The following is a 26,715-nucleotide window of genomic DNA, read 5'->3' on the forward strand; positions in this document are numbered from 1 at the left end:
TGAGGGAGAGGAAAATCCAACTCCCTCATATTTGGCAATTACTTACGAGCGGCCTTGAAAGCTTCGGCCATAGCATTACTAATAACAGCGTCTTCAGACTTGTTCAAGTTAGCCATAACTTCTTTTTCGTCAGCTTCGTCTTTCGCACGGATAGACAGGCTCACAGTGCGGTTCTTACGATCTACGCCCATGAACTTGGCTTCAACGGCATCACCTACTGCGAATACGGTAGAAGCGTCTTCTACGCGCTCACGGCTGATGTCAGCTACGCGGATGTAACCTTCAACACTGTCAGCCAGCTCAACAGTCACACCTTTGGCATCAACAGCAGTTACGGTACCGTTAACGATAGCACCTTTCTTCTTGTCGGCCAGGTAAGCGTTGAATGGATCATCTTCAGTCTGCTTCACGCCCAGGCTGATGCGCTCGCGCTCTGGGTCAACAGACAGTACAACGGCTTCGATTTCGTCGCCTTTCTTGTACTCACCAACAGCTTCTTCGCCAGCGGCATTCCAAGAAATGTCAGACAGGTGAACCAGACCGTCGATACCGCCGTCCAGACCGATGAAGATACCAAAGTCAGTGATAGACTTGATCTTACCGGAAACCTTGTCGCCCTTGTTGTAACGGTTAGCGAAGTCTTCCCATGGGTTGGTCTTGCACTGCTTGAGACCCAGAGAAATACGACGACGCTCTTCGTCGATGTCCAGAACCAGAACTTCAACTTCGTCACCCAGGTTAACAACCTTGGATGGGTGGATGTTCTTGTTGGTCCAGTCCATTTCAGACACGTGTACCAGACCTTCAACGCCTTCTTCGATTTCAACGAAGCAGCCGTAGTCAGTCAGGTTGGTTACGCGACCGGTCAGACGAGTGTTTTCTGGGTAGCGCTTGCTGATTTCCAGCCATGGGTCTTCACCCAGTTGCTTCAGACCCAGAGACACGCGAGTACGCTCACGATCGTACTTCAGAACTTTCACATTGATTTCATCACCAACGTTCACGATCTCAGAAGGATGCTTAACGCGCTTCCAAGCCATGTCAGTGATGTGCAGCAGGCCGTCTACGCCGCCCAGGTCAACGAATGCACCGTAGTCAGTGAGGTTCTTAACGATACCTTTAACGGCTTGACCTTCCTGCAGGTTTTCCAGCAGAGCGTCGCGCTCAGCGCTGCTCTCAGACTCGATAACTGCACGACGGGAAACAACAACGTTGTTGCGCTTCTGGTCCAGCTTGATAACTTTGAATTCCAGCTCTTTGTTTTCCAGGTGAGCAGTGTCGCGCACAGGGCGAACGTCAACCAGAGAGCCTGGCAGGAACGCACGGATACCGTTCAGTTCAACGGTGAAACCGCCTTTAACCTTGCCATTGATGATACCGATAACGGTCTCAGCATCTTCGTAAGCTTTTTCCAGAACGATCCAGGCTTCATGGCGCTTGGCCTTTTCGCGAGACAGTTGAGTCTCACCGAAACCGTCTTCAACAGAGTCCAGAGCTACGTCTACTTCGTCGCCAACGGCGATTTCCAGAACACCTTGGGCATTCTTGAACTGCTCAGCAGGGATTGGGCTCTCGGATTTCAGACCGGCGTCTACCAGTACCAGGCCGTTTTCGATGGCAACTACAGTACCACGAACGATAGAACCTGGACGGAATTCCAGTTGTTGAAGGGATTGTTCAAACAGATCAGCAAAAGATTCAGTCATGTTTAGTTACTTTAAGTAATAAACCAGCGACCTTCCTGGCCGTTGGAGTCAGTCGTCATATCCGCATCGTCCATGTTGCGGATTCCTATACGCCCCCGGCTTAAAAGCCAGAAGCGGATAATTTCTCGTCGATATACGCCACGCAGCGGGCGAATACCTCATCAATGCCAATGCCAGTGGTGTCAATCACCAGGGCATCTTCAGCCGGTACCAAAGGCGCGACAGGACGATTCATGTCCCGATCATCGCGTTCCTGTATCTCGGCTAAAAGGCGGTCGATTTTAACATCGAAGCCCTTGTCCTGCAACTGATTATAGCGCCTTTGCGCCCGCTCTTCGGCTGATGCAGTGAGATAAAGTTTGGCCGGTGCAGCAGGAAAAACCACTGTGCCCATATCACGACCGTCGGCAATCAAGCCCGGCGCCTTGCAAAAGGCACGCTGACGACGCAGGAGTGCTTCACGCACCCTTGGAAATGCCGCAACTTTTGAAGCTGCATTGGAGCATTCCTGGGTACGAATGGCGGTGGTAACGTCTTCACCTTCAAGCACCACCTTAATGGCGTCTTTATCATTACCGGTCAGGAACTGCACATCCAGGTGAGCCGCCAACAGTGTAATAGCTTCTTCATTGTCCAGCTCAACATTGTGGTGCAGCGCTGCCAGCGCCAGCACGCGATAGATGGCACCACTGTCCAGCAGCTGCCATTCATAATGGTTCGCCAGCAACTGGGCAATCGTGCCCTTGCCTGCACCACTTGGGCCATCAATTGTAACTACAGGAGCCCTTTCAGACATAAATTCCTCCGCAATAAGCATTTCATCTTCCATGAATGCTTTGGGTTCACCGAAAATGAGCGGCCGGCATTATACATCAAGGACAGCTAAAGATCCGTGTAAAATTTCGACAAAAAGAATGGGCCGTTACATAACAGCCCATTTTTACAGCATTTGATTCTATTTTGATAAATCCGTGAAGCGCCTGAAATAATCAGGAAATGTTTTTGAGGTACAGCCGGGATCGTTAATGGTCACACCGCAATCGGCAAATGCCAGCAGTGAAAAACACATGGCCATGCGGTGATCGTTATAGGTATCGATTTCGGCATGGACAGGCTTGGCCGGTGGCGTGATATGGATGTAATCGTGCCCCTCTTCCACAACAGCGCCGACCTTTCGAAGCTCAGTCGCCATGGCGGCGAGACGGTCTGTTTCCTTGATGCGCCAGTTGTAGATGTTGCTCATCCGGGTTGGCCCCTCGGCAAACAGCGCCGCTGTGGCTATGGTCATGGCCGCATCGGGAATGTGGTTCATGTCCATATCGATGCCGTGAAGTTTACTGCCGCGAGCGATAATATAATCGTCACCCCATTCGATGTCGGCGCCCATGGCGGCAAGGGCATCGGCAAACTTCACATCGCCCTGCACCGCCAAACGGCCAACGCCGGTGACCTTGACTTCACCGCCACCAATGGCACCTGCTGCCAGAAAGTAAGAAGCAGATGACGCGTCGCCTTCTACCAGCACCTTACCGGGCGACACATAGCGTTGTCCGGCAGCAATCTCAAAGCGCTGATAATTGTCGTTAATCACTTTAACCCCGAATTTGGCCATCAAATCCAGGGTGATATCGATGTAAGGTTTAGAAACGAGCTCACCTTTTACGGCGATAGTCACAGCCCCCTTGGCAAGGGGGGCCACCATGAGCAGCGCAGTCAGAAACTGGCTTGAGAGGCTACCATCTATTTCCACCACTCCGCCGGCAAGACCGGTGGCATTAATAGTAAGCGGCGGGAAACCATCATTTTTGAGGTAACGGATATCGGCACCAAGCTGACGCAGCGCATCCACCAGATCGCCAATGGGACGCTCTTCCATGCGCGGCTCACCGGTAAGGGTAAATTCGCCCGTTCCCAAAGTCAGCGCCGCGCACAAAGGTCGCATCGCGGTGCCGGCGTTGCCTAAAAACAGCTCAAAGGCCTTATCGGTTTGGATAGGACCACCGAGGCCGCTGAGCGTACATACGGTCTTGTCTTCAGACAGGGTGAATTTAACGCCCAGGCTTTTGAGCGCGTGTAGCATATGGCGGATATCATCAGAATCCAGCAGATTTACCAAAGTGGTTTCGCCACTTGCCAGGGTTGCCAGTAGCAAGGCGCGGTTGGAGATACTTTTGGAGCCGGGGATGTTTACCTCCCCGTTGACCCGGGATACGGGCTCAAGACGTAATTGGTCCATTTCTCGTACTTCTCATTAAAAGCGAGTGAAGGCCAGATTGGCCGAAGTTGGCAAGGCTGCGCTACAACGCTGTAAGCCTCGCGTTACGTTTGAGGAAAAACGATCCCTTTTGAGTCTTCGTGGTAATTAAATTACTGATCCAGAGCCGCGATTCAACCGTTTTTCAGTAAAAAATGGCGGATTGATGCTGATTTTTGTTCAATCAACACAAAATCTGCAAAAAACTGCTCCAAAAGTCGCTCGGGATTGCAAGATTTGTTGCCAATCGGACAATGGCGTTTTCAATCACGGCGGGATTTGCGCTCAGGGCTCTTTTTCCCGGCAACCCTTTCAGGCTATGCTAAGGCATTCGGGTCATGGTTGGCACCGGCATCCGGCTTGGCATCAGCCAGGCTACAACGCTCCAGTGCAAGCAACTACACCTTATCCCTGCGGCTTTACCATCAACGATTACAAGGTAGAAGGAATTATGTTTGAGCATCTTTCGGCGTTACCTGCCGATCCCATTCTGGGTCTTTTAACCAAATACCGTGAAGACAGTCACCCACAGAAAGTCGATTTGGGTGTAGGTGTGTATAAGGACCCTGCTGGCAACACGCCTATCCTGGATTGCGTCAAAGCAGCCGAGACGCTGCGCACTTCCACCGAAACTACCAAGGTCTATATTGGCCCTACAGGCTCGGCGCCTTTTAATGAATTGATGAATGAGCTTGCCTTCGGCACAGATCATCCCGTGGTTCAGACGCGCCGCATTCGCACCGTGTCTACCCCGGGCGGTACTGGCGCCCTGCGCGTAGCCGCTGAATTCATCGCCAAATGCAAACCCGGCGCCACCATTTGGGTAAGCGACCCAACCTGGGCAAACCACACAGGGCTGTTTCAGGCCGCTGGTTTAACGGTAAAAACCTACCCTTACTACGATTACGACAATAAGTGCCTCAGGTTTGATGAAATGCTTGCCGCGCTTAAACAGGTTGGCGCCGAAGACGCTGTGCTGCTGCACGCCTGCTGCCATAACCCGTCCGGACAGGACTTAAGCGCGGCTCAGTGGGACGCCGTGGTCGAGGTTGCCAAAGACAAAGGCTTCCTGCCTTTTATTGACATGGCCTATCAGGGCTTTGGTGATGGCGTGGATGAAGATGCCTACGGCGTGCGCGCCATGGCTGCGGCTGTCGATAACATGGTGCTCGCCTCTTCCTGCTCGAAAAACTTTGGCCTGTACCGCGAGCGCATCGGTGCCTGCACCATTATCGGTAAAGACAGTGCCCAGGCAGACGTGTCGCTGTCGGTACTGCTGTATGTGGTGCGCTGTATCTACTCAATGCCACCGGCCCACGGCGCTGCCATTGTGGAAACCATTCTTGGCTCAAGCGAGCTTAAGGCCCAGTGGCTGGATGAGCTCAAAGTGATGCGCGATCGCATCAACGGCAACCGCGCCATGCTGGTTGACAAGCTGCATGCACTGGGTGCCAGCCGCGACTTTTCCTTTATCGCCCGTCAAAAAGGCATGTTCTCCTTCCTTGGCATCAATGAGGCTCAGGTAAACACCCTGATGAAGGACTACAGCATTTACATGGTGGGCTCTAGCCGGATCAGTATCGCCGGGATCAGCGAAGATAACGTGGATTATCTGGCCAAATCCATTATCGCCGTGCTGTAACCAACAAAGAGCTCGATAACAAAAAGGACTGCCTCGGCAGTCCTTTTTTATTCGCGATTAAAACTGGTTAGCTGCTGTGCCTGGCAGCAAAGGAGCGCATAAAGCTCACCAGTGCATCAACGCCTTCCAGTGGCATGGCGTTGTAGATACTGGCACGCATGCCGCCCACAATGCGGTGGCCTTTAAGTGCAACCAGCCCAAGCACTTCAGCTTCTTTAAGGAAGTCTGTATCGAGTGAATCATCGGCGAGCTGGAAGGTCACATTCATCTGTGAACGGTTTTGCGGCGCCACGCCATTTTTGTAGAAATCCAGACTGTCGATACAGGCGTAGAGGCGACGCGCCTTTTCAGCGTTCACCTCGGCCATACCCTTTACGCCACCAACAGACTTGAGCCATTTGAACACTTCGGCGGCCAGATACCAGGCGAAGGTTGGCGGGGTGTTGTACATGGAGTCATTTTCGGCGGTCAGGCGATAATCCATGATAGAGGACTGGGTGAGCTGCGGCAGCTCCAGCATGTCTTTACGCACAATCACGATAGACAAACCCGATGGACCAATGTTCTTTTGAGCGCCGGCATAGATAACAGCAAAGCGACTTACATCAATCTCGCGGGACATAATATTGGACGACATATCCGCCACAATTGGCCAGGGACTGTCAATATCATCAAAAATTTCGATGCCATCTACTGTCTCATTGGGGCAGTAGTGTAAATAACGGTATTCGCTGCCGTTGCCGCTGAGCGCTGGAATAACTACCTGATTAATTCCATTTACTTTTTCAACGATATCGATGACATCGATATTGTCATCGCCAGCAAGCTTTTTCGCCTCTTCAGTGGCGGCTTTTGACCATTGACCACTGACGAGATACAGGGCTTTGCCGTTATCGCCCAAAAAATTATTCACAACAGCAGAAAACTGACCACGACCACCGCCATGCATAAACAGCACATGGTAGTTGTCGGGGATATTCATCAGCTCGCGCAAATCGGCTTCCGAGTCTTTGGCCAGTTGAATGAAGGGCGCACCGCGGTGGCTCACCTCCATCACAGACACTCCCTGCCCGTTCCAGTCCAGTAACTCAGCTTGTGCCTTCTTCATCACGGCAGCCGGCAACATCGCCGGTCCGGCACAGAAATTATAAACCGCGCTCACTCATGATCTCCTTGCTAGCCTTTGGTGATACCGATTGGTAGTCACACGTTTGGAAAAATAAAAAATCTGTTTGGCAAAAAAAACGAGCGCCCATTGGGCGCCCGTTTTCAATTATGCCTCGTCGTTGGCATCATCTGTCGGCTGTGTATCGGCTTCGGCGATTGCATCGCCCTCGGCTCCTTCAACACCCTCTTCCAGATATTCGCTGCCGTCGTCCTGTATTTCATCGATGCGCTGCAGACCAACCACGGTTTCATCGTCAGCGGTACGTATGATGGTCACACCCTGAGTGTTTCGTCCGATGATGGACACACCAATGGCAGGGGTACGCACCAGGGTGCCCTTGTCGCTGATGAGCATGATTTCGTCGTTCTCGCCCACCTGTACGGCGCCAACCACAGGGCCGTTACGCTCGGTGACCTTGATGGACACCACGCCCTTGGTGGCGCGGCTCTTGGCCGGGTATTCAGCAAGCTCGGTACGCTTACCAAAGCCGTTAGCAGTCACAGTCAGAATGGCGCTGTCGTCTTTCGGTACAATCAGCGACACCACACGTTGACCTTCTTCCAGGGCAATACCACGCACACCTGTGGCACCGCGGCCCATTGGGCGCACGCCTTTGAAGTTGATTTGTGGCTTACCTTCTTCATCCAGCACAGGGTTGCCGTTTTCATCGACAACGGCAACTTCTTCGCCTTCTTTGAAGCGCACCACTTTACCGGCATCAGAGAACAGCATGATTTCGCTGCTGCCATCGGTGATATCCACGCCAATCAGCTGGTCGCCGTCTTTGAGGTTCACAGCAATAATACCGTTGGAACGTGGACGGCTGTACTCGGTGAGGGCAGTCTTCTTCACGGTACCGTGAGAGGTGGCCATCAGGATGTACTTGCCTTCTTCGTATTCACGCACCGGCAGAATCGCAGTAATGCGCTCACCTTCCTGCAATGGCAGCAGGTTAACGATGGGGCGACCACGGGCCTGACGGCTTGCCAGCGGCAGCTGGTACACCTTAAGCCAGTAGAGCTTACCGAAGTCGGAGAAGCACAAGATGGTGTCGTGGGTGTTGGCAACCAGCAGTTTTTCAACGAAATCTTCGTCTTTCACCTTGGTGGCGGCCTTACCCTTACCACCACGGCGCTGGGCCTGGTAGTCGGTCAGCGGCTGATACTTGGCGTAGCCGAGGTGCGACAGGGTCACTACCACGTCTTCTTCGTTGATCAGATCTTCGAGGCTGATGTCCACGGCAGACGCGTTGATTTCAGTGCGCCGGTTATCACCGAATTGCTCAAGAATCAGCTCAAGCTCTTCTTTGATGACTTCCATCAGACGCTCTGGGCTTCTGAGAATGTGGAGCAAACCGGCAATGATTTCCAGCAGCTCTTCGTATTCCTGCAGGATTTTCTCGTGCTCAAGACCAGTCAGCTTGTGCAGACGCAGGTCCAGGATCGCCTGGGCCTGTGGCTCGGTCATGAAGTACAGACCATCACGAATACCGAACTCTGGCTCAAGCCACTCTGGACGGGCGGCGTCGTCACCGGCCTTCTCCAGCATGGCTTTTACTGTGCCGAGCTCCCAACCCTTGGCAATCAGGCCGGCCTTGGCGTCAGAAGGACTGGCAGAGGCCTTGATAAGGGCAATGATGGGGTCGATGTTGGCAAGGGCAACCGCCAGCGCTTCCAGAATGTGGGCTCTGTCGCGGGCCTTACGCAGTTCATACACGGTGCGGCGGGTAACCACTTCACGGCGATGCAGGATAAAGGCTTCCAGCATCTCCTTGAGGTTAAACAGCTTTGGCTGACCATTGGCCAGTGCCACCATGTTGATGCCGAATGAAGACTGCATCTGGGTTTGGGCGTAGAGGTTGTTCAGCACCACTTCGCCTACTTCACCGCGCTTGATTTCAACCACGATGCGCATGCCGTCCTTGTCGGACTCATCACGCAGACCACTGATGCCTTCAATCTTTTTGTCTTTTACCAGCTCGGCGATTTTTTCTATCAGACGGGCTTTGTTCACCTGATACGGGATCTCGGTGACGATAATGCGCTCACGGCCGTTATCTTCGATTTCCACTTCGGCTCGGGCACGCATGATGGCCTTGCCGCGACCGGTACGATAGGCTTCTTCGATGCCCTTTTTACCGTTGATAATGGCGGCAGTCGGGAAGTCAGGACCCGGGATGTATTCCATCAGCTGTTCAATAGACAGCTCTGGCTCTTCAATCAGCGCCAGACACCCCTTAACCACTTCGGTCAGGTTGTGTGGCGGAATGTTGGTGGCCATACCCACGGCAATACCGGATGAACCATTCACCAGCAGGTTAGGGATTTTGGTAGGCAAAACCGCAGGGATCTGTTCAGTGCCGTCGTAGTTAGGCACGAAATCAACGGTTTCTTTATCGAGGTCAGCCAGCAGCTCGTGAGCCAGCTTTTCCATGCGGATTTCGGTATAACGCATTGCTGCTGCGGCATCGCCGTCGATTGAACCGAAGTTACCCTGACCGTCTACCAGGGTGTAACGCAACGAAAACGGCTGGGCCATACGCACTATGGTGTCGTATACAGCGCTGTCGCCGTGTGGGTGATATTTACCGATAACGTCACCGACCACACGTGCCGACTTTTTATAAGGCTTGTTCCAGTCGTTTTTAAGTTCGTTCATCGCGAACAGCACACGGCGATGCACAGGCTTAAGGCCGTCACGCACATCCGGCAGTGCCCGACCCACGATCACGCTCATGGCGTAATCCAGGTACGAATTCTTGAGTTCGTCTTCGATATTAATTGGCGAAATAGATGAAGCCAAATCAGTCATAAACTGCTCGATCCCCTGAAAATTAGCTGACAAGTCGTTTTCCGTGTCATTGTCGAGCCTTCAAACGTGATTTGGCATTCTAACACAGTAATTTAATGTCGAAACCCCCTGATTAGATTCTCCCGAACCGACGGAAATCAATAGCACCAGTCATGATTGAAATCACACTTATCTTATTGAAAGTGAATTAGTATTTTTACAAGCGTGGTGCAATGTGTGTTTAAAAGCCATCGAGGCTTTTTTTGCCCAGGATGGGGATTGGAGTTTAATTGCCGTTTTTTTACCCGCCAACGCTTAAAAAAACATCTGTGACGCCTAAATTCCTTTGTTTGGCAGTCGTGATACCGCTTTGCGCTTCGTTTACGCCGAGTAATGGATATAATAGCGCCACATCAAAAAAACTGCTTGGTTCCTGCCTGCAACCGGAACCTTGCCCGACCGAATTTCGGGGCCGCTATGTCAGAAGTCATGAACGTTGATACCCAGGAAATTGCCAAATTCGAAAAGATGGCCGCCAGTTGGTGGGATCCCGATGGCGAATTCAAACCTCTGCACCAGTTAAACCCATTGCGGCTTAACTATATCGATCAAGCCTGTGGCGGTTTATTTGGTAAAAGAGTGCTGGATGTTGGCTGTGGCGGCGGCATTTTATCCGAAAGCATGGCCCGCCTTGGTGCCGATGTGACCGGTATCGATATGGGCACTGAGCCGTTGGAAGTCGCGCGATTACATGCGCTGGAAACCGGCGTTACATTGGATTACCTGAAAACCACGGCCGAGAGCCACCGCGACACTCACCCCGAGCACTATGATGTAGTCACCTGCATGGAGATGCTGGAGCATGTGCCAGATCCGCTGTCGGTAATCCGCGCCTGCTGCGACATGGTCAAGCCCGGCGGCTTTGTATTTTTTTCAACCATTAGCCGTAACCTACGATCCTATGTAGAGACCATACTCGGCGCCGAGTACCTGCTTAAAATGTTGCCGGTGGGCACCCATGACCATAGCAAGTTCATCAAACCATCCGAGCTGATTGAGATGGTCGACCATACTGAGCTGTTGTGTAAAGACGCCATTGGGGTGACCTATAACCCCATTATAGGCACCTTCCGCTACACTTCCCGTGTAGACGTGAACTATATGATAGCGACGGAAAAACCAATTGACTGAAATAATGACAACCTGCCCGGAGGTAAGAAGCACACCAGCGGGGGTTCTATTCGATTTGGATGGAACTTTGGTTGACACTGCTCCGGACCTGGTTGCTGCACTTAATTTGGCTTTAGCGGAGCATTCGTATTCGTCAGTGCTTCTTGAACAGGTAAGACATGCAGCTTCCCATGGAAGCATGGCGTTGGTTCGGGCTGCCCAGCCACATCTTGACGAAAGCTTTGCTTTGGCGTTGCAACAGACGCTATTGAGGCATTACGAGATAATTAATGGCCAACATTGTCGTCTCTTTGAAGGCATCCCTGCACTGCTGGATGCCCTGACAAGTGCAGGAATCCCCTTCGGCATTGTAACCAATAAAGCTGCACGCTTTGCCAGACCACTGATAGAAAGACTGGCAATGTCCAATGTTTCCAGCCTGATAAGCGGGGACTCCTCAATCCGAAGCAAACCGGACTCTGCGCCTATGCTACTTGCGGCCTCACAGCTAAATTGTGATCCTGCTGATATCTTTTACCTTGGTGATGCCAAGCGGGACATGGACGCCGCTAAAGCGAGTGGTATGACAGCAGTGCTGGCCAATTGGGGTTATTTCGGGTTAAACGATAACCCGGATGCCTGGCCATACGATCTCCGGTTGGCATGTCCATTGGAATTGCTGAATTACCTTTCACATGATCTGTGGTGCAATTCAGAAGGTTGACCTTGATGATCGGATCTGCCTCAGCAGATCCGATCGCTTGCAAGATAATCGATCGATTCTTCCTTACGGACCGGATAAAAAATTAGCAGATACTTTATATCGTGCAGTGAAACTGCGCTCCAAAGTTAGCCTCTACTAACGTGTATTTTTTTCCTCAAGATATCCACAGTTTCTTCAACTATTTCTTACTTGCAAATACCCTCTCACCTCACTATCTTGTATCTTAACTTTTAGTAAGCACCATATCTTGTGTATTGGTAGCAATCTCACCCACTAGAGGTGCACTTCCCCGAAACGATGTTTATTGACATCCCGCGGTGTTTCGAGAGGTTTTGTGTGACGATTGTTTACAGGGATATGTAAGGCAATACCAATCTTATAAGGCCTATCTTCGATGAATAGCAACATGACAGTCACTAAGCGCAGTGGTGAGCGCGAGCAGATCGAACTCGACAAAATCCACCGTGTAGTTACCTGGGCAGCCAAAGGCTTAAAAAATGTTTCGGTTTCAGAAGTAGAGCTGCGCTCGCATCTGCAATTTTTTGATGGCATCCCGACTGAAGCTATTCATGAAACCATCATCAAGGCCGCGGCCGATTTGATTTCACCAGATTCGCCTGACTATCAATTCCTCGCTGCCCGTCTGGCTATTTTTCACCTTCGCAAGAAGGCCTTCGGACAGTTTGAGCCGCCAAAACTGTACGAGCATGTAGCCAAATTGGTGGACATGGGCAAGTACGACCGCCATATCCTCGAAGACTACACCAAAGAAGAACTGGATATCCTCGACAGCTATATCGATCACTGGCGCGATATGAACTTCTCTTACGCCGCGGTTAAGCAGCTTGAGGGCAAGTATCTGGTGCAAAACCGTGTGACTCACGAAGTATACGAGAGTGCTCAGTTCCTCTACATTTTGGTTGCCGCCTGTCTGTTTGCCGGTTACCCAAGAGAAACCCGTCTGAAGTACGTCAAAGACTTCTATGACGCTGTATCGACTTTTAAGATTTCACTGCCCACGCCGATTATGTCCGGCGTGCGTACCCCTACCCGTCAATTCAGCTCTTGCGTACTGATTGAATGCGGCGACAGCCTGGATTCCATCAACGCCACAGCATCTTCTATTGTGAAGTATGTCAGCCAGCGCGCCGGCATTGGCGTGAATGCCGGTCGTATTCGTGCCCTGGGCAGCCCAATCCGTGGCGGTGAAGCGTTCCATACCGGCTGTTTACCGTTCTACAAATATTTCCAGACTGCGGTGAAATCCTGCTCACAGGGCGGTGTGCGTGGCGGCGCGGCAACGCTGTTCTATCCAATTTGGCACCTGGAAGTTGAATCGCTTCTGGTACTCAAGAACAACCGCGGCGTGGAAGATAACCGTATCCGTCACCTGGATTATGGTGTGCAACTGAATAAACTGATGTATCAGCGCCTGATTAAAGGTGAAAACATCACCCTGTTCAGTCCATCCGACGTGCCAGGTATGTACGATGCCTTCTTTGAAGACCAGGAAGAGTTTGAACGCCTGTATACCAAGTACGAGCAGGATCCAAGCATCCGTAAAAAGTCGCTTAAAGCAGTGGAACTGTTCTCACTGATGATGCAGGAACGAGCCTCTACCGGCCGTATCTACGTGCAGAACGTGGATCACTGCAACACCCACAGTCCATTTGACTCAAGCGTGGCACCAATTCGTCAGTCCAACCTGTGTCTGGAAATCGCCCTGCCTACCAAGCCAATGAACAGTGTGGACGATACCAACGGTGAAATCGCCCTGTGCACCTTGTCAGCACTTAACCTGGGGGCCATTGATAACCTGGAAGAGCTGGAAGGTCTGTCGGATCTGGCCGTTCGTGCTCTCGATAGCCTGCTTGACTATCAGGATTACCCAATCAAGGCCGCCAAGCTTGGCTCCATGAACCGTCGTACTCTGGGTATTGGTGTGATTAACTTTGCCAATTATCTGGCCAAAAACGGTAAGCGTTATTCCGACGGCAGCGCCAACAACCTGACTCACAAGACTTTCGAAGCCATTCAGTTTAACCTGCTGAAAGCCTCGATGAATCTGGCCAAAGAAAAAGGCGCCTGCCCTGCGTTCCACGAGACCACTTACTCTCAGGGTATTTTGCCAATCGACACTTATAAGCGCGATCTGGACAAGATTGTCTCTGAGCCGCTGCATCTGGACTGGGAAGGCCTGCGTGAAGATATCAAGCGTCACGGTCTGCGTAACTCGACCTTGTCTGCGCTGATGCCATCCGAGACCTCATCGCAAATCTCCAACGCCACCAATGGTATCGAGCCACCACGTGGTCTGATTTCAGTGAAGGCCAGTAAAGATGGTCAGCTCAAGCAGGTAGTGCCTGACTTTGACGCGCTGCGTCACGAGTACGAGCTGCTGTGGCAAATGCCATCCAACGATGGTTACCTGCAACTGGTAGGTATTATGCAGAAGTTTGTGGACCAGGCCATTTCTGCCAACACCAACTATGACCCAGCCAAGTTTGAAGGTCGTAAGGTGCCGATGCAGCTGCTGCTTAAAGATCTGCTGACCGCCTACAAACTGGGCCTCAAGACACTCTATTACCATAACACCCGTGACGGAGCTTCCGATCAACACGAAGACATTGCCGTGGTTGAGAAAGAAGACGACGGCTGTGCCGGCGGCGCCTGTAAGATTTAAGCAGGCAAGGTTAAAAGGAACTTTAGGTGTTAACAGGGGGCCCCATGCCCCCTTTTACCGGAACGAAACATCATGGCTTATTCAACTTTTTGTCAGACTCCCAACGACGCTACCCGCGAACCCATGTTTTTTGGCCAGTCCGTAAACGTTGCCCGATATGATCAGCAGCGTTACGAAGTATTCGAAAAGCTGATTGAAAAGCAGCTGTCTTTCTTCTGGAGACCGGAAGAAGTGGATGTCAGCCGTGACAAAATCGACTTCGGTAAACTGCCTGCCCACGAGCAGCACATTTTTATTTCCAACCTTAAGTATCAGACCCTGCTGGACTCCATTCAGGGCCGCAGCCCCAACGTGGCCTTCCTGCCGCTGGTATCGCTGCCTGAGCTGGAAACCTGGATTGAAACCTGGTCGTTTTCCGAGACCATTCACTCGCGCTCTTACACCCATATCATCCGTAACATCGTCAACGACCCGTCAGTGGTGTTTGACGACATAGTGGTGAACCAGGAAATCCTCAAGCGCGCTGCAGATATCTCGGCTTATTACGACAAGCTCATCAAGCTGACCCAGATTTATCACCTCCATGGTGAAGGCACCCACACCGTGGATGGCCATCTGGTTGAAGTGACAGTGCGTGAACTGAAGAAAGTGCTGTATCTGTGCATGATGTCGGTAAACGCCCTGGAAGCCATTCGCTTCTATGTCAGCTTTGCCTGCTCGTTCGCCTTCGCCGAGCGTAAGCTGATGGAAGGTAACGCCAAAATCATCCGTCTTATTGCCCGTGATGAAGCGCTGCACCTGAACTCCACCCAGCACATCCTCAACATCATGCAGGGTGGCAAGGACGATCCGGAAATGGCGGAAATTGCTGCCGAGTGTCAACAGGAAGCGTACGAGCTGTTCCTGCGTGCCGCCGAGCAGGAAAAAGAATGGGCCAAGTATCTGTTTAAAGATGGCTCCATGATTGGTCTGAACGAGCAAATTCTGTGTCAGTATGTTGAGTACATCACCAACCAACGGATGAAGTCAGTTAACCTGCCACTGCCGTACCCAGAGTCCACCAACCCACTGCCGTGGATGAAGAACTGGCTCGAAAGTGATGCCGTGCAGGTGGCGCCTCAGGAAGTGGAAGTATCCTCCTACCTGGTGGGTCAGATTGACGCCTCTGTCGATGAAAATGAGTTCTCCGACTTTGATCTTTAAAAAGGCCCCTATCGTCAGCCTACAGGGCCAGCCGGTGCTGCTGTTCAATGGACAGCAGCAGTCACTGCTTGAAGCGCTGGAAATTAAAAAGATCCGCATCTTCTCCGAATGCCGGAGCGGATTTTGTGGCGCCTGTAAAACCAAGGTGTTGAGTGGCAATGTGCAGTATTTCTCAGAGCCACTCGCAGCCCTTGAAGAAGACGAATGCCTGCCCTGTTGCTGCATTCCAGAGGCCGATTTGGATCTCGCTTTAAATCCAACGGGTGCCGAATCTGTACTTCGTCCGAACGCTGTAAATGCAAAAGCAGAGCAAGTACTCATCGACTGACTTTTGCTCAGATTTTCTTTTTAGCAAATTTTTCATGAAGTAGTGATACCTGCGTCAATGCTGACGACCCATACCAGGGCACCAGCTCCATCACCAGGCTGCCAGCCTTAATGGCCGGGTCGCTCTCGGTCAATACCTTGGCTTCCTCAACAGTGCTCACATCAAAAATATATATTCCCCTAAGCTCGCCATCATTCAAAAACGGCCCTGCCAACACCAACTTACCAGCCTCCGCCAACCGATTAATGTTGTCCAGATGTGCCCGCTGCAGCGTGGCACGCTCTTCCTCAGTGCCATTGCGATTGGGACCACGTTTTAAAAATGCCATCACATAAGTTTTCATACCATATTCATCGGCCCCCACCTGCTTGGCCAGTGCCTCATCGTATTGCGCGTGCAGTGGCTGACTCAAACTAAGTGCAAGTAACATCAGGATCCCTGGCTTCATTGATTATCTCCTTTTCCATAAACATGCTAACAATAGCAAACCTCGGCCTTGACCGCGGTGAACAGACATAAAAAAGCCCCTTTGACTGGGGCTTAAATACTACAGACAAAAGATTAACTAGAGCCGCATTGCGAGCTCTGCTCCCTGGCGAATGGCTCGTTTGGCATCAAGTTCCGCAGCCACATCCACTCCACCTATCAGGTGAACAGGCTTACCCGTCCCTTCCATTTCTGCCAACAGTGAACGATTGGACTCCTGACCGGCACATAGTACCACGGTATCCACATCCAGCACCCTGGCTTCGTCATTAACCCGTATATGCAAACCCTGTTCATCGAATGATTCGTAGCTCACCCCATTCATCTGCACTACGCCGTGCATCTTGGCCACCGCCCTGTGGATCCACCCGGTGGTTTTACCCAACCCCTTACCCATGGGCGTAGTTTTACGTTGCAACAGGTAGATGGTTCGCTCGGCAGGCTCTTTCACCGGCGCCTTAAGACCGCCACGGTGGCTGTACGCGTCGTCGATGCCCCACTGTTCACGCCAACGTTTGGGATCCAGAGTACTTGACCCCTTTTCACCGAGGAAATGCGCCATATCAAAGCCAATACCACCGGCACCGATAAGGGCCACTTTCTGGCCAACCTCAACGTCGCCATTGAGCACCTGTTGATAGGTCACTACCCTTGGCGAGTCAAACCCAGGCAATGTCACCGCACGGGGCACTACACCAGACGCAACAACCACCTCATCAAAATCTTCGTTGCTGAGAACAGTTGAATCCAGGTGGGTGTTAAGCCTGAGCTCCACACCTGTTTCCTGCATTTGATTGGTGAAGTAACGGATAGTCTCGTCGAATTCTTCTTTGCCCGGGATCTTACGCGCGAGATTAAATTGGCCGCCCACTTCTGATTTGGCTTCAAAAAGCACCACTTTGTGGCCACGGCCCGCTGCGTAAATTGAAAATGCCATCCCCGCAGGACCCGCTCCCATCACGGCAATCTTCTTTGGCTGAACTGCGGGTCTGAAATTAATTTCAGTCTCGTAGCAGGCTCTTGGATTTACCAGGCAAGTCGCGCGCTTCAATTTGAATGTATGATCAAGGCAGGCCTGATTACAGCCAATACAGGTATTGATAAGCCCGCTTTTGTCAGCTGCAGCTTTGTTGACAAATTCAGGGTCCGCCAGAAAAGGCCTTGCCATGGAAACCATGTCTGCCTGACCGCTTGCCAAAATGGTTTCGGCAATCTCTGGGGTGTTAATCCTGTTGGTGGCAACCAATGGCACTGACACTTCCGATTTCAAACGCTCAGTCACCCAGGCAAACGCGCCTCTGGGCACACTGGTCGCGATGGTAGGCACCCGCGCCTCATGCCATCCTATACCTGTATTGATAATAGTCACGCCGGCTTGCTCAAGCGCCTTCGCCAAAGCAACAACCTCATCCCAGTTAGAACCTTCCTCAACCAGATCCAGCATCGACAAGCGGAAAATAATAATGAAATCAGTTCCGACAGCCGCTCGGATGGCACGGACAATTTCCAGTGGGAAGCGAATACGATTCTCAAAATTGCCTCCCCATTCATCGTCGCGCTTGTTAGTACGGGCACAGATAAACTGGTTGATGAGGTAACCTTCAGAGCCCATCACTTCAACGCCATCGTAACCCGCCTTTTTTGCCAACCTTGCGCTGGAGGCATAATCCTTAATGGTACCTTTTACCTGCCTGGATGACATAGCTGATGGCTTAAAGGGCGTGATTGGAGATTTAATGGCACTTGGTGCCTGGGAGAACGGATGATAGCCATAACGTCCGGCATGAAGGATCTGCATGCAAATCTTGCCGCCCCCCTGATGGACAGCGTCGGTAACAATACGATGGCGTTTCACCTGCCAGGGAAAGCTCAACTGAGATGCATGAGGAGCCAGGCGACCGCGAAAGTTAGGCGATATTCCGCCCGTTACGATTAAGCCAACGCCACCTGCAGCCCGCTCTCGATAAAAGGCCGCCAGCTTCTCAAAACCGCCCTTTTCTTCTTCGAGGCCTGTGTGCATAGACCCCATAAGTACTCGATTCTTCAGTTCGGTAAAACCCAAATCCAGTGGTTTGAGGAGATATGGAAACGACATTCAAACGTCCTTTTAAAACAGGTGATTTAAGTGAGCATATCCTGAGTGGAGTATAAGCTCAACCGAAAGCAGTTTCGGATGTTAAAAACCTTTACAATTGGGTTTAGCCCGACTGAAAGAATTGCGGTAGCATATCTGCAGCAATCGATAATGGAGCCCTTAATGGCCAAAAAACCCCTTACCTTGAAAAACATCGCTATTTTCATTTGGGATCTGCTCAACTTCGTACGAAAGTTGATCATTAATATGGTATTTTTTCCGATCCTTATTTTAGTTGTGGTAATTGTCGCTGTAGTTATTAGTGGCGAAGAAGAGCTGAAGCTAGAAACGGGTACCGCACTGGTACTGGACTTATCCGGAAATTTGGTAGACCAAACAAGACGCGTAGATCCTGTCAGTAAGTTATTGTCACAAAATAAAGGTAACCAGGAAAACGCCGAAGTGCTCCTGTCCGACTTACTTTATGTCATTGACAATGCAACCCACGATGAACGAATTGGCGCCATAGTACTGGACCTGTCCGGAATGAGCGCGGGGATCAGTAAACTTACTGCCGTCGGCGAGGCACTCAAGCGTTTTCGTGAAGCAGGCAAAAAAGTAGTCGCAATCGGTGATTGGTTCGGGCGCAGCCAGTTTTATTTGGCAAGCTATGCCGATGAAATTTACTTGAATCCTCGAGGTGAAGTGTTTGTAGACGGTTATGCCGCTTACAACCTCTACTTCAAATCTGCGCTGGAAAAGCTCAAGGTAAAAACCCATGTATTTCGTGTAGGCACATACAAGTCTGCAGTAGAGCCTTATATCCGTGATGATATGTCACCTGCCGCCAAGGAAGCGACTCAGTTACTTATCGATGATCTTTGGTCTTCTTACGCCGCCACTGTAGCAACCAACCGTGGCATAGAGCCTGCTGAACTTGTGCTCGACGCCGATACCTATCTGGCGCGCCTTAACCAGTTTGACGGTGACAGTGCCGAACTCGCGGTAAAGCAAGGATGGGTCGATGGACTCAAAAGCGATGAAGAGTTCCGTCAGGCAATGATTGAGTTAGTCGGTGAAGACACTGAAAATCACATTTTCCGTCAGGTACATTATGCTGATTACTTCAAGCTGGTTCAGCCGCAGCCATCGCTGCTGCCAGTGGACAGCGTCGGTGTAATTGTTGCCAAAGGCACCATCATGAATGGCTATCAGGCGCCAGGTGATATCGGTGGCAAAAGCACCGCAGAACTTATTCGGGAAGCACGCTTTGATGACAATATCAAAGCCTTGGTGCTGCGTGTAGACAGCCCCGGCGGCAGTGCGTTTGCCTCTGAAGAGATCAGACAGGAGTTGCTGGCGCTCAAGGCGGCCGGCAAACCCGTGGTCGTAAGCATGGGTAGCTTAGCTGCATCCGGGGGTTATTGGATTTCGGCCAGCGCGGATTATATCTATGCCACACCAACAACTCTGACAGGCTCAATCGGAATTTTCGGGCTAATCACCACATTTGAAGATTCGCTTGCAGCAATCGGAGTACATGCCGACGGGGTTGCCACCAATGAATGGGCGGCGCACTCACCATTTAAGAGCCTGTCACCAAAACTTGAAGCTGCTATTCAGCGTAATATCGAGCGAGGATATAAAGAGTTTATCTCTCTGGTCGCACAGGAGCGCAACATGAGCCTTGAACAGGTCGACGCCATCGCTCAGGGGCGTGTATGGAGCGGGAAAAAAGCGCAGGAACTCGGGCTTGTCGATGAGATAGGCGACATGCCGGAAGCACTGGCCAAGGCTGCAACACTCGCAGACATGCAGACCTTCGACATAAAGCTGATAGAGCAAGAAATGTCACCTGAAGAGCAATTTATTCAGGAAATGTTTGCCTCCGCATCCAGTCTGCTACCGCAAAGTGCTACACAAAACGACCTTGTGGACAAACTAATGTCTGTATGGGGCAAGGTACTTGAAAATATTGCCCGCTTTGACGACCCCAAAGGAACCTATCTGTACTGCGAATATTGCCAATTGCAATAAACACAAAGCCCAAGAAGAGCCCAGCTACGCTGGGCTTTTTTCATTCGCAATTTCTTTGCCGACAAGGTTTCGTTTCCGGACAGCTGTCCTTATAATCCCTCAACACATCAAGCAGCTATAATTCGCCCATGAAAAAGCCGTCCATTTATGTCGCCTACACCGGTGGTACCATTGGTATGCAAAAAACAGCCAATGGCTTTGCCCCTGTGGCCGGATTTTTAACTCAGTGTGTCAGATCCATGCCGGAATTTTTCCATGAGGACATGCCTGATTTCGTCATTCACGAATACACTCCACTTATCGACTCATCAAACATGACTCCCAGTCATTGGCAGATGATTGCCGATGATATCCGCGACAACTATGAGAAATATGATGGGTTTGTAATATTGCATGGTACAGACACCATGGCTTATACCGCATCGGCGCTGTCGTTTATGCTGCAGGGCCTGGGCAAGCCTGTGATTGTTACCGGCTCCCAAATCCCACTGGCGCAGCTGCGCTCCGACGGCCAGACCAACCTGTTGAACGCCCTTTATATTGCCGCCCGCTATCCGGTGGCCGAGGTGTGTCTGTTTTTCAATAACAAACTATTTCGTGGCAACCGCACCACCAAGGCCCATGCCGATGGTTTTGATGCTTTTGCTTCACCCAACTTCCCGCTGCTGCTGGAAGCAGGGATCACTATCAACCTTAAGGCTGGCAAGATTGCCAAGGACATCACTACTGAACTTGAGGTAGCCCGTATATCACCTCAGCCTGTGGGTGTGGTAACCCTCTATCCCGGGATCTCTACTGATATTTTCGTCAACATGCTGCAACAGCCCGTGAAAGCATTGATACTGCTCACCTTTGGAGTGGGCAATGCACCTCAGGATCCCGCCCTGTTGGCAACCCTGAAACAGGCTGACGAACGGGGTATAGTACTGGTCAACCTCACCCAATGTTTCCAGGGTAAGGTCAATATGGGCGGCTATGCCACCGGCAATGCTCTTGCCCGAGCCGGCGTAATCAGCGGCGGCGACATGACAGTGGAAGCCTGCCTTGCCAAGTTACACTATTTGCTCTCCAAAAATATGACCAATGATGAGATAAAAACCGCCATGCAAACTGCACTCGTTGGAGAGTTGTCGCCCGCTTAATAAATGTCCTGTGTTATTAATACAAAAAAGCCGGTCTATCGACCGGCTTTTCAATCTTCATCAGTAAAAAACCTTACAGCTCGTCATTGGTAAAGGTCGCAATGGTGTCACCGCCAAAATCGGACCCCATACGCTTTTTCAATTCACTCTTTGACAGCTCGTTTATGGTGCCGCCGCGGCCAATGGTAAAGTGTTGATCCTGATCCAAAGCCCGAGCCTGATACAGCATCATCACTTGCATCGCATTTTCACGCTGTTCTTCGCTAAGAACAGTACCATCATCCCATTTACCAAGCTCTACCGCTGAACGCATACGCTCGTAAACTTCAAATGGCATCTCATCGATGATTTGATTCAGATCTTTCATACGCTTTTCCGCTTATGTAATACAATTTGAACCCTGGTAACGAGATATCCCACAAATCCCAAGGTGAGCAGTACCGCACCGGACATAAGCCGCAGCCCTTCTGGCTCTTCGCCGCCCCAGAACATCACGACCACTCCAGAAACAAACAGCGTCATCGCCAGAAAACTCTGGTTCATCAGCCGCTGAGACTTTTTAATATTGGCTATCCGTAAGGCGGAGCCGTTGTCGCCCTGAGTACCCGTCTTGCAATGTGGGCAGGATGACGCCTTGCTGGATATCCGCTTCTGACAAACAGGACATTGCACCAGAGCCATGGCTTACCTCAGCTTATCAATGACCGCCAACATGGCAATAAGGGACGCTTCACCCAGTTGCTGGCTGCGCTCAGGAGACCAACCCATAAAGGGGTCTTGCAGGTTGGCGTTGTCCTTAAAGGGCATCTCAAGCGTATTTGACAGGCAGTTAAATGTTTCAGCAACCCAGTTAGAAGCAACTGTCAGGTTGGCTTTACCTGGTTCGTCCTTATCGTAACCAAATTCAGTCTGGAAATCAGCGCTGGCAAGCTGTAGCGCGCTGCTGAACTGTGTTTGCAGGCTGGCAAGACGCTCATCCCAGCAAGGTACACCTTCACAACCTGCAAGGAATACGTATGGCAGACCTTCATCGCCGTGCACATCGTAGAACAAATCCACGCCGGTATCCTTCATGCGATTAACCACATAAAACACCTCGGGGCTTTTCTCCATGGACGGAGTTTGCCATTCACGGTTCAGGTTAACCCCCTTGGCATTGGTACGCAGATGACCACGCACACTGCCATCAGGGTTCATGTTGGGCACTATGTAGAAGTTGGCTTTATCCAGCAGCGCTTTGGCCGTGGCATTTTCACGGTCCAACAAACGATTAAGCAAGCCTTCAACCAGCCATTCGGCCATGGTCTCGCCTGGATGTTGGCGGGCAGTGATCCAGATGTTCTTTTTCCCTTCATCGCCATCACCCACCTTAACCAGGGTAATATCACGACCATCGAGGGTCAGACCAAGGTGCTCCAAGTCCACCAGCGGATGCATTTGCACTGCAGCCAGCAAATCCAGGTGACGCTCGTAGCTGTAGGGGGCAAAATAGGCAATCTGGATACTTGAACAGTCCATGGTTACATCCAGAGTCAGCTTGCCATCTTCATATTGAGTGGGAAGACGGAACCAATTCTGACGATCATAACTGGCGACGGCCTGATAATCCTCCCAGCCTTTGGTATAGGATGCACTGCCAGCATTGATAATATTCAGCCGATAATGGTTACCGACCTCACCTTCCATGCGAAAGTTAAACCACTGATAAAACTCACCACCTTCATCGGGGCGAATCGCCAGTTGGATGTCGTTGTGATCGTCGAGGCTGACAACCTGAATGTTGCCACCATCAAAATTGGCGCTGATCCGCATCTGTCCTTCCTGATTCAGTTACTTTGGGTGCTTACCCGCTGAACTTAGGCGGGTAAGCAAATTAGCATAGGATATACCAAAAGCGGTGATTCTTGAATGTGCGGCGCAGTATTTAGGCCTGAGATTTCGCTTTATGCCTAGCAGTCTACAAAACTATAACCGCGACCACGAATCGTCGTGATGAGGTTTCGGGGTAAACCGGCAGCAGCAAGTTTTCTTCTGGTATTGCTGATATGCATATCCAGATTTCGGTCATATTGGCCATAGTCTTTGTGAAGCACGTTACACTGCAGTTCCGGTTTGGAAACAACTTGTCCCCGACGATTGTACAGGTAGCAAAACAGATTAAATTCGGTTTGTGTCAGAAATAATTCCGCTTCACCAAATATCACTGTATTACGGCTTGTATCAAACAAAACCGAACCATAAACCATTACTGATTTGTCGGTCGGTGTTGGTAAGTTCCGCTTTGCGACCAGCATATGTATCAGAATCTCAGTACTGATAGCACTTTTGGTACCGGCACTATTGCCACTTTGCCGAATGTGGTTGGCGCTCGGGTGCTTACAATGAGTCGCAGAAGGAATTGGCATTGGAACTGCACTGACCGCCGCGGGTAACTGCGCAAAGCTATGGTGATTTGGCAGTAATAAGTCGAGAAGTATTGAGGCTGACTTTCCATTTACCAATGGCATTGATGCATCTGCAGGGTTATCGATAACCCTTACTGCCACGTCATCCCGTTGCAATGCTGCTGAGAGTAAATCCCGAATGTCACCACAGCTTTCATCCCAAAAATTCTTAAACATAAACACACCGAGTGAGAATCATTCGCATTTACATTAGCACAACTATGACACGACACCAAGATATTTCCAGGGATATATGGCCAATTCGGGAAAAAGGCGTAAAAAGGAAAAAGACACACAATATCAGCAACAAACCAAAAACAAAAAGAGCCGCATTCGCGGCCCTTTTTGAACATAAAAGTCGCTATTTCAGCATTAATTCCCGGATAAATTTCACAGGGGCGCTACCGAAGCTCAAAAATCTTTCATGGAAATTTCGTAAGTCAAACTTATCCATCTCCTTGGACTTCAGTTCCTCACGAAAATCATAGATTTCGCGATAACCAGCATAATAACTGGTCAACTGTACCTGACTTAAAGTGGCGCGGCGCCATTTGCCAGCAGCTTCCGCATCCTGCTGGAACGCCTCTTCCGTCATAAGCTTCATCGCCTCAGTTTCATCCATGCCTTTCACCTGAATACTGTAATCCAGTATGGTGTTGGCAATCACCCGAAGGTTCCACTTGTAGTACATCAGCCACATTTCAGGCTCAAAGTTACCATAGCCCTCTTCCAGCATCATCCGCTCGGTGTACACCGCCCAGCCTTCCACCATGGCACCGTTACCGAACAAACTCTTCACAAGGCTTGGGGATTCGTTGGAATACACCAACTGGGTATAATGACCTGGGATCGCTTCATGAATATTCAGTACCTGCAAAATCCAGTGATTATATTCACGCAGATAAGATTCGGCCGACTCATCAGACATGCCATCCAGCGGAGTTACGTTATAGTAAGTATTGCCTCCTTTATCGTAAGGGCCGGGGGCACTGATGGAGGCACCTGCGTAACCTCGCATATATTCCGGAGTTTCGCGCACCACCAGAGGCTTGTTCGGATCCAGGGTGATGAGTTTCTTATCATTGACAAACTTCACCAGTTCCGGAATTTGCGCCCTTACCTCATCAACAAAATTGTCGCGTGCCACATGGCGAGCCGAAAGCTTGTCAATCAGCATACGGGTAGCCAACTTTTTATCATCCGGCAGTGGCGACTCAAAATACTTGGGCCACAGCTCTGTGGTTATGTTTGCCATCTCGCCGTGTACCCGAGTCATATCGGCCAGCGCTTTTTCATACAAGGCCTTGGCCGTCATGCCCGATTGAATATCCAGGGCAAACTTTTGCTCGTACAGTTCTTCGCCTATACGAAAATCTCTCGCGCCGTCCTGTTTTAATGTTTCAACCTTTTGCTTAAGCCAATCAATATGAGTCTGTACCGCAACTTTGGCGGCCTCAAAGCGACTGCTGAACAGCGCTTTTTCTGTATCGGTCAGGCCAGACTGAGCCACTTTGGCAGCCAAATCGTCGTTGAATACTGAAAAGGCGCCCTGATTTTGCATCAGCGCAAGTTCCGTGTGTTCCAGAGTGGGATCCTGGATGTTATCCCTCGCGGCGGCATAGTAGGCAGGCACAGCTTCAAGACGCATCAGCACCGAACGCAGACGTTCATCCTGCGGCGCAAAATCTTCATTGATGATTTGAGCGAAGCCACCGGCAACGTTATAGCCGGATGGATCCCACTGCCAAGATTTAAACGTTGTGATCTCCCACTCGAAACTGTTAATCAGATTTTCAATTAGACGGTAATCAATCTGCTCACTGATTGACAAAGCCTTGGTATCGAAAGCTGTCAGCTGCGCGCGCTGGCCCTTAACAAAATCCAGTGTCTTTTGACGATTTGCATCATCCGGCACCTCTAAAATACCATCATATTTGTGGTAACCGCTGTACAGTGCCCAAGTGGGTGCCACTTGCCAAAGAGCATCGATAAACGCCTCACTGAAAGACGCAAAAGATTGGGTTTGGTGGCTCGCGACTACGCCGGCCGTGTCAACTTGTACATGAGCACTTGTAGTGCTTTTATCAGTACAGGCGCCGAGTGACAGCGTCGCAACGGAAATGGCGAGGGCCAAGGTGTGTTTTTTCACAGCGCATTCCTTTAAGTCCTTCAAAGGGACCTTGATGAGTAAAGTCCCTAAGTAAACCATTAAATTGGCGTGATTTTAAGTAACAACATCTCTTGTTACCAATTTTGATTTAATCAGATGTGTGAGCAATTTAGTCTGAGGACACAAGCAGGTATCAAGCTGTCGATTTGGTTGCTCATTTGAGGCGGACATAGGCGGATTTGAAAAGCCGATTTTTACCACACAATTGCCACAATGCAAAAACGGGAACCAGTAAGTTACTGATTCCCGTTCTTTAAATGTGGCGGTGAGGGAGGGAGTCGAACCCTCGATACGTTTCCGTATACACACTTTCCAGGCGTGCTCCTTCGGCCACTCGGACACCTCACCATATTGTCTGTCGTCAGTCAGCGCGTTGCTTTCCCCTGTCGACGGAGCGGTACTTTACGCAAATGCCCTGTCAGGGTCAAGCGCATTTCCCAATTATTTTCTCTGTTTGCATACTTGGTGAACAACACGCTGCAATTACAGTCATTTTTTATTTAAGCGCCGTATTTTTCTATAGTTTACCGAAGCACCAATTAACACGGGGCCAGTAAATAATCCACCTTCTGAAGAAGGTGGCTTTGCGTTAACCCCCTAAAAGGGGGCCTTCTATTCCAGAGCAAGCTCAGCTTGCTCTTGCCTTTCCGCTTTCTCTTGATGTCTCACATATCGGCGAATTATCTCTTCGTTA

The 26,715-nt window shown here is 50.6% G+C and carries 20 protein-coding genes, 1 tRNA gene and 1 pseudogene; 8 read left to right on the forward strand and 14 right to left on the reverse strand.

The window, feature by feature from the left end; genetic code table 11:
* Positions 1-38 precede the first annotated feature (38 nt).
* From rpsA to aroA, 3 genes are all read right to left on the reverse strand, one after another.
* Positions 39-1,706, reverse strand: coding sequence for a 30S ribosomal protein S1 (gene rpsA / locus ABYK60_RS09635; protein WP_372871803.1), 1,668 nt, complete (start codon positions 1,704-1,706; stop codon positions 39-41).
* A 100-nt stretch (positions 1,707-1,806) separates the two neighbouring features.
* Positions 1,807-2,502, reverse strand: coding sequence for a (d)CMP kinase (gene cmk / locus ABYK60_RS09640; RefSeq protein WP_372871804.1), 696 nt, complete (start codon positions 2,500-2,502; stop codon positions 1,807-1,809).
* A 159-nt stretch (positions 2,503-2,661) separates the two neighbouring features.
* Positions 2,662-3,942, reverse strand: coding sequence for a 3-phosphoshikimate 1-carboxyvinyltransferase (gene aroA / locus ABYK60_RS09645; RefSeq protein WP_372871805.1), 1,281 nt, complete (start codon positions 3,940-3,942; stop codon positions 2,662-2,664).
* 469 nt (positions 3,943-4,411) lie between these two features.
* Here aroA and ABYK60_RS09650 point away from each other — a divergent pair, with 469 nt between their 5' ends.
* Entirely contained in the window at positions 4,412-5,602 is a 1,191-nt protein-coding gene (locus tag ABYK60_RS09650) for an amino acid aminotransferase (protein WP_372871819.1), read from the forward strand.
* Positions 5,603-5,669: 67 nt separating this feature from the next.
* On the opposite strand, the gene serC is transcribed toward ABYK60_RS09650, so the two are convergent.
* The gene (gene serC, locus ABYK60_RS09655) at positions 5,670-6,764 is read right to left on the reverse strand and encodes a 3-phosphoserine/phosphohydroxythreonine transaminase (RefSeq protein WP_372871806.1); all 1,095 of its coding nucleotides are present in this window, start codon (positions 6,762-6,764) and stop codon (positions 5,670-5,672) included.
* A 111-nt stretch (positions 6,765-6,875) separates the two neighbouring features.
* Positions 6,876-9,581: a DNA topoisomerase (ATP-hydrolyzing) subunit A gene (gyrA, locus tag ABYK60_RS09660; RefSeq protein ID WP_372871820.1), complete on the reverse strand. Its 2,706-nt coding sequence runs from the start codon at positions 9,579-9,581 to the stop codon at positions 6,876-6,878.
* A 456-nt stretch (positions 9,582-10,037) separates the two neighbouring features.
* On the opposite strand from gyrA, the gene ubiG reads away from it, so the two are divergent.
* The 5 genes from ubiG to yfaE all read left to right on the forward strand — a co-directional run bounded on the left by ubiG (position 10,038) and on the right by yfaE (position 15,668).
* Entirely contained in the window at positions 10,038-10,751 is a 714-nt protein-coding gene (gene ubiG / locus ABYK60_RS09665; RefSeq protein WP_372871808.1) for a bifunctional 2-polyprenyl-6-hydroxyphenol methylase/3-demethylubiquinol 3-O-methyltransferase UbiG, read from the forward strand.
* 4 nt (positions 10,752-10,755) lie between these two features.
* Positions 10,756-11,454, forward strand: a complete 699-nt coding sequence (locus ABYK60_RS09670; RefSeq protein WP_372871821.1) for an HAD family hydrolase — start codon at positions 10,756-10,758, stop codon at positions 11,452-11,454.
* A gap of 394 nt (positions 11,455-11,848) precedes the next feature.
* Positions 11,849-14,137: a class 1a ribonucleoside-diphosphate reductase subunit alpha gene (nrdA, locus tag ABYK60_RS09675; RefSeq protein ID WP_372871809.1), complete on the forward strand. Its 2,289-nt coding sequence runs from the start codon at positions 11,849-11,851 to the stop codon at positions 14,135-14,137.
* A 72-nt stretch (positions 14,138-14,209) separates the two neighbouring features.
* Complete coding sequence (nrdB, locus tag ABYK60_RS09680; RefSeq protein ID WP_240590817.1) at positions 14,210-15,340, forward strand: class Ia ribonucleoside-diphosphate reductase subunit beta; 1,131 nt, start codon at positions 14,210-14,212, stop codon at positions 15,338-15,340.
* The gene (gene yfaE, locus ABYK60_RS09685; protein WP_372871822.1) at positions 15,315-15,668 is read left to right on the forward strand and encodes a class I ribonucleotide reductase maintenance protein YfaE; all 354 of its coding nucleotides are present in this window, start codon (positions 15,315-15,317) and stop codon (positions 15,666-15,668) included. Before nrdB ends, yfaE begins: the two co-directional genes overlap by 26 nt.
* Positions 15,669-15,675: 7 nt before the next feature.
* Here the strand turns inward: yfaE and ABYK60_RS09690 are convergent, their stop codons facing one another.
* Both ABYK60_RS09690 and ABYK60_RS09695 read right to left on the reverse strand, forming a co-directional pair.
* The gene (locus ABYK60_RS09690; RefSeq protein WP_372871810.1) at positions 15,676-16,116 is read right to left on the reverse strand and encodes a YciI family protein; all 441 of its coding nucleotides are present in this window, start codon (positions 16,114-16,116) and stop codon (positions 15,676-15,678) included.
* 117 nt (positions 16,117-16,233) lie between these two features.
* The gene (locus ABYK60_RS09695; protein ID WP_372871811.1) at positions 16,234-18,249 is read right to left on the reverse strand and encodes an FAD-dependent oxidoreductase; all 2,016 of its coding nucleotides are present in this window, start codon (positions 18,247-18,249) and stop codon (positions 16,234-16,236) included.
* Between the two features lie 162 nt (positions 18,250-18,411).
* Between ABYK60_RS09695 and sppA the strand changes: the two genes are divergently transcribed.
* A complete protein-coding gene (gene sppA, locus ABYK60_RS09700) occupies positions 18,412-20,265 on the forward strand; it encodes a signal peptide peptidase SppA (protein ID WP_372871812.1) in 1,854 nt (617 codons plus the stop codon).
* A gap of 128 nt (positions 20,266-20,393) precedes the next feature.
* Positions 20,394-21,407 (forward strand): asparaginase, encoded by a 1,014-nt coding sequence (ansA, locus tag ABYK60_RS09705; protein ID WP_372871813.1) that lies wholly within the window; start codon positions 20,394-20,396, stop codon positions 21,405-21,407.
* A 73-nt stretch (positions 21,408-21,480) separates the two neighbouring features.
* On the opposite strand, the gene ABYK60_RS09710 is transcribed toward ansA, so the two are convergent.
* From ABYK60_RS09710 to ABYK60_RS09740, 7 genes and pseudogenes are all read right to left on the reverse strand, one after another.
* Positions 21,481-21,774, reverse strand: coding sequence for a YeaC family protein (locus ABYK60_RS09710; RefSeq protein ID WP_372871814.1), 294 nt, complete (start codon positions 21,772-21,774; stop codon positions 21,481-21,483).
* A complete protein-coding gene (locus tag ABYK60_RS09715; RefSeq protein WP_372871815.1) occupies positions 21,771-22,088 on the reverse strand; it encodes a zinc ribbon domain-containing protein in 318 nt (105 codons plus the stop codon). Before ABYK60_RS09715 ends, ABYK60_RS09710 begins: the two co-directional genes overlap by 4 nt.
* Before the next feature lie 3 nt (positions 22,089-22,091).
* A complete protein-coding gene (locus ABYK60_RS09720) occupies positions 22,092-23,219 on the reverse strand; it encodes a M14-type cytosolic carboxypeptidase (RefSeq protein WP_372871816.1) in 1,128 nt (375 codons plus the stop codon).
* 137 nt (positions 23,220-23,356) lie between these two features.
* The gene (locus tag ABYK60_RS09725) at positions 23,357-24,028 is read right to left on the reverse strand and encodes a winged-helix domain-containing protein (RefSeq protein WP_372871817.1); all 672 of its coding nucleotides are present in this window, start codon (positions 24,026-24,028) and stop codon (positions 23,357-23,359) included.
* Between the two features lie 184 nt (positions 24,029-24,212).
* Positions 24,213-26,000 (reverse strand): DUF885 domain-containing protein, encoded by a 1,788-nt coding sequence (locus ABYK60_RS09730; protein WP_372871818.1) that lies wholly within the window; start codon positions 25,998-26,000, stop codon positions 24,213-24,215.
* A gap of 281 nt (positions 26,001-26,281) precedes the next feature.
* Positions 26,282-26,369: transfer RNA gene (locus tag ABYK60_RS09735), tRNA-Ser, on the reverse strand.
* 264 nt (positions 26,370-26,633) lie between these two features.
* A pseudogene (locus ABYK60_RS09740) lies at positions 26,634-26,715 on the reverse strand (IS200/IS605 family transposase); the annotation flags it as partial.

Source organism: Shewanella sp. (genome assembly GCF_041630135.1).
In the GTDB taxonomy this organism is placed as follows: Bacteria; Pseudomonadota; Gammaproteobacteria; order Enterobacterales; family Shewanellaceae; genus Shewanella.

Bases quoted from the DNA above. Each gene is read 5' to 3' on its own strand.
- rpsA (WP_372871803.1), bottom strand. From the start codon at position 1,706: ATGACTGAATCTTTTGCTGATCTGTTTGAACAATCCCTTCAACAACTG.
- cmk (WP_372871804.1), bottom strand. From the start codon at position 2,502: ATGTCTGAAAGGGCTCCTGTAGTTACAATTGATGGCCCAAGTGGTGCA.
- aroA (WP_372871805.1), bottom strand. From the start codon at position 3,942: ATGGACCAATTACGTCTTGAGCCCGTATCCCGGGTCAACGGGGAGGTA.
- ABYK60_RS09650 (WP_372871819.1), top strand. From the start codon at position 4,412: ATGTTTGAGCATCTTTCGGCGTTACCTGCCGATCCCATTCTGGGTCTT.
- gyrA (WP_372871820.1), bottom strand. From the start codon at position 9,581: ATGACTGATTTGGCTTCATCTATTTCGCCAATTAATATCGAAGACGAA.
- ubiG (WP_372871808.1), top strand. From the start codon at position 10,038: ATGTCAGAAGTCATGAACGTTGATACCCAGGAAATTGCCAAATTCGAA.
- ABYK60_RS09670 (WP_372871821.1), top strand. From the start codon at position 10,756: ATGACAACCTGCCCGGAGGTAAGAAGCACACCAGCGGGGGTTCTATTC.
- nrdA (WP_372871809.1), top strand. From the start codon at position 11,849: ATGAATAGCAACATGACAGTCACTAAGCGCAGTGGTGAGCGCGAGCAG.
- nrdB (WP_240590817.1), top strand. From the start codon at position 14,210: ATGGCTTATTCAACTTTTTGTCAGACTCCCAACGACGCTACCCGCGAA.
- yfaE (WP_372871822.1), top strand. From the start codon at position 15,315: ATGAGTTCTCCGACTTTGATCTTTAAAAAGGCCCCTATCGTCAGCCTA.
- ABYK60_RS09690 (WP_372871810.1), bottom strand. From the start codon at position 16,116: ATGAAGCCAGGGATCCTGATGTTACTTGCACTTAGTTTGAGTCAGCCA.
- ABYK60_RS09695 (WP_372871811.1), bottom strand. From the start codon at position 18,249: ATGTCGTTTCCATATCTCCTCAAACCACTGGATTTGGGTTTTACCGAA.
- sppA (WP_372871812.1), top strand. From the start codon at position 18,412: ATGGCCAAAAAACCCCTTACCTTGAAAAACATCGCTATTTTCATTTGG.
- ansA (WP_372871813.1), top strand. From the start codon at position 20,394: ATGAAAAAGCCGTCCATTTATGTCGCCTACACCGGTGGTACCATTGGT.
- ABYK60_RS09710 (WP_372871814.1), bottom strand. From the start codon at position 21,774: ATGAAAGATCTGAATCAAATCATCGATGAGATGCCATTTGAAGTTTAC.
- ABYK60_RS09715 (WP_372871815.1), bottom strand. From the start codon at position 22,088: ATGGCTCTGGTGCAATGTCCTGTTTGTCAGAAGCGGATATCCAGCAAG.
- ABYK60_RS09720 (WP_372871816.1), bottom strand. From the start codon at position 23,219: ATGCGGATCAGCGCCAATTTTGATGGTGGCAACATTCAGGTTGTCAGC.
- ABYK60_RS09725 (WP_372871817.1), bottom strand. From the start codon at position 24,028: ATGTTTAAGAATTTTTGGGATGAAAGCTGTGGTGACATTCGGGATTTA.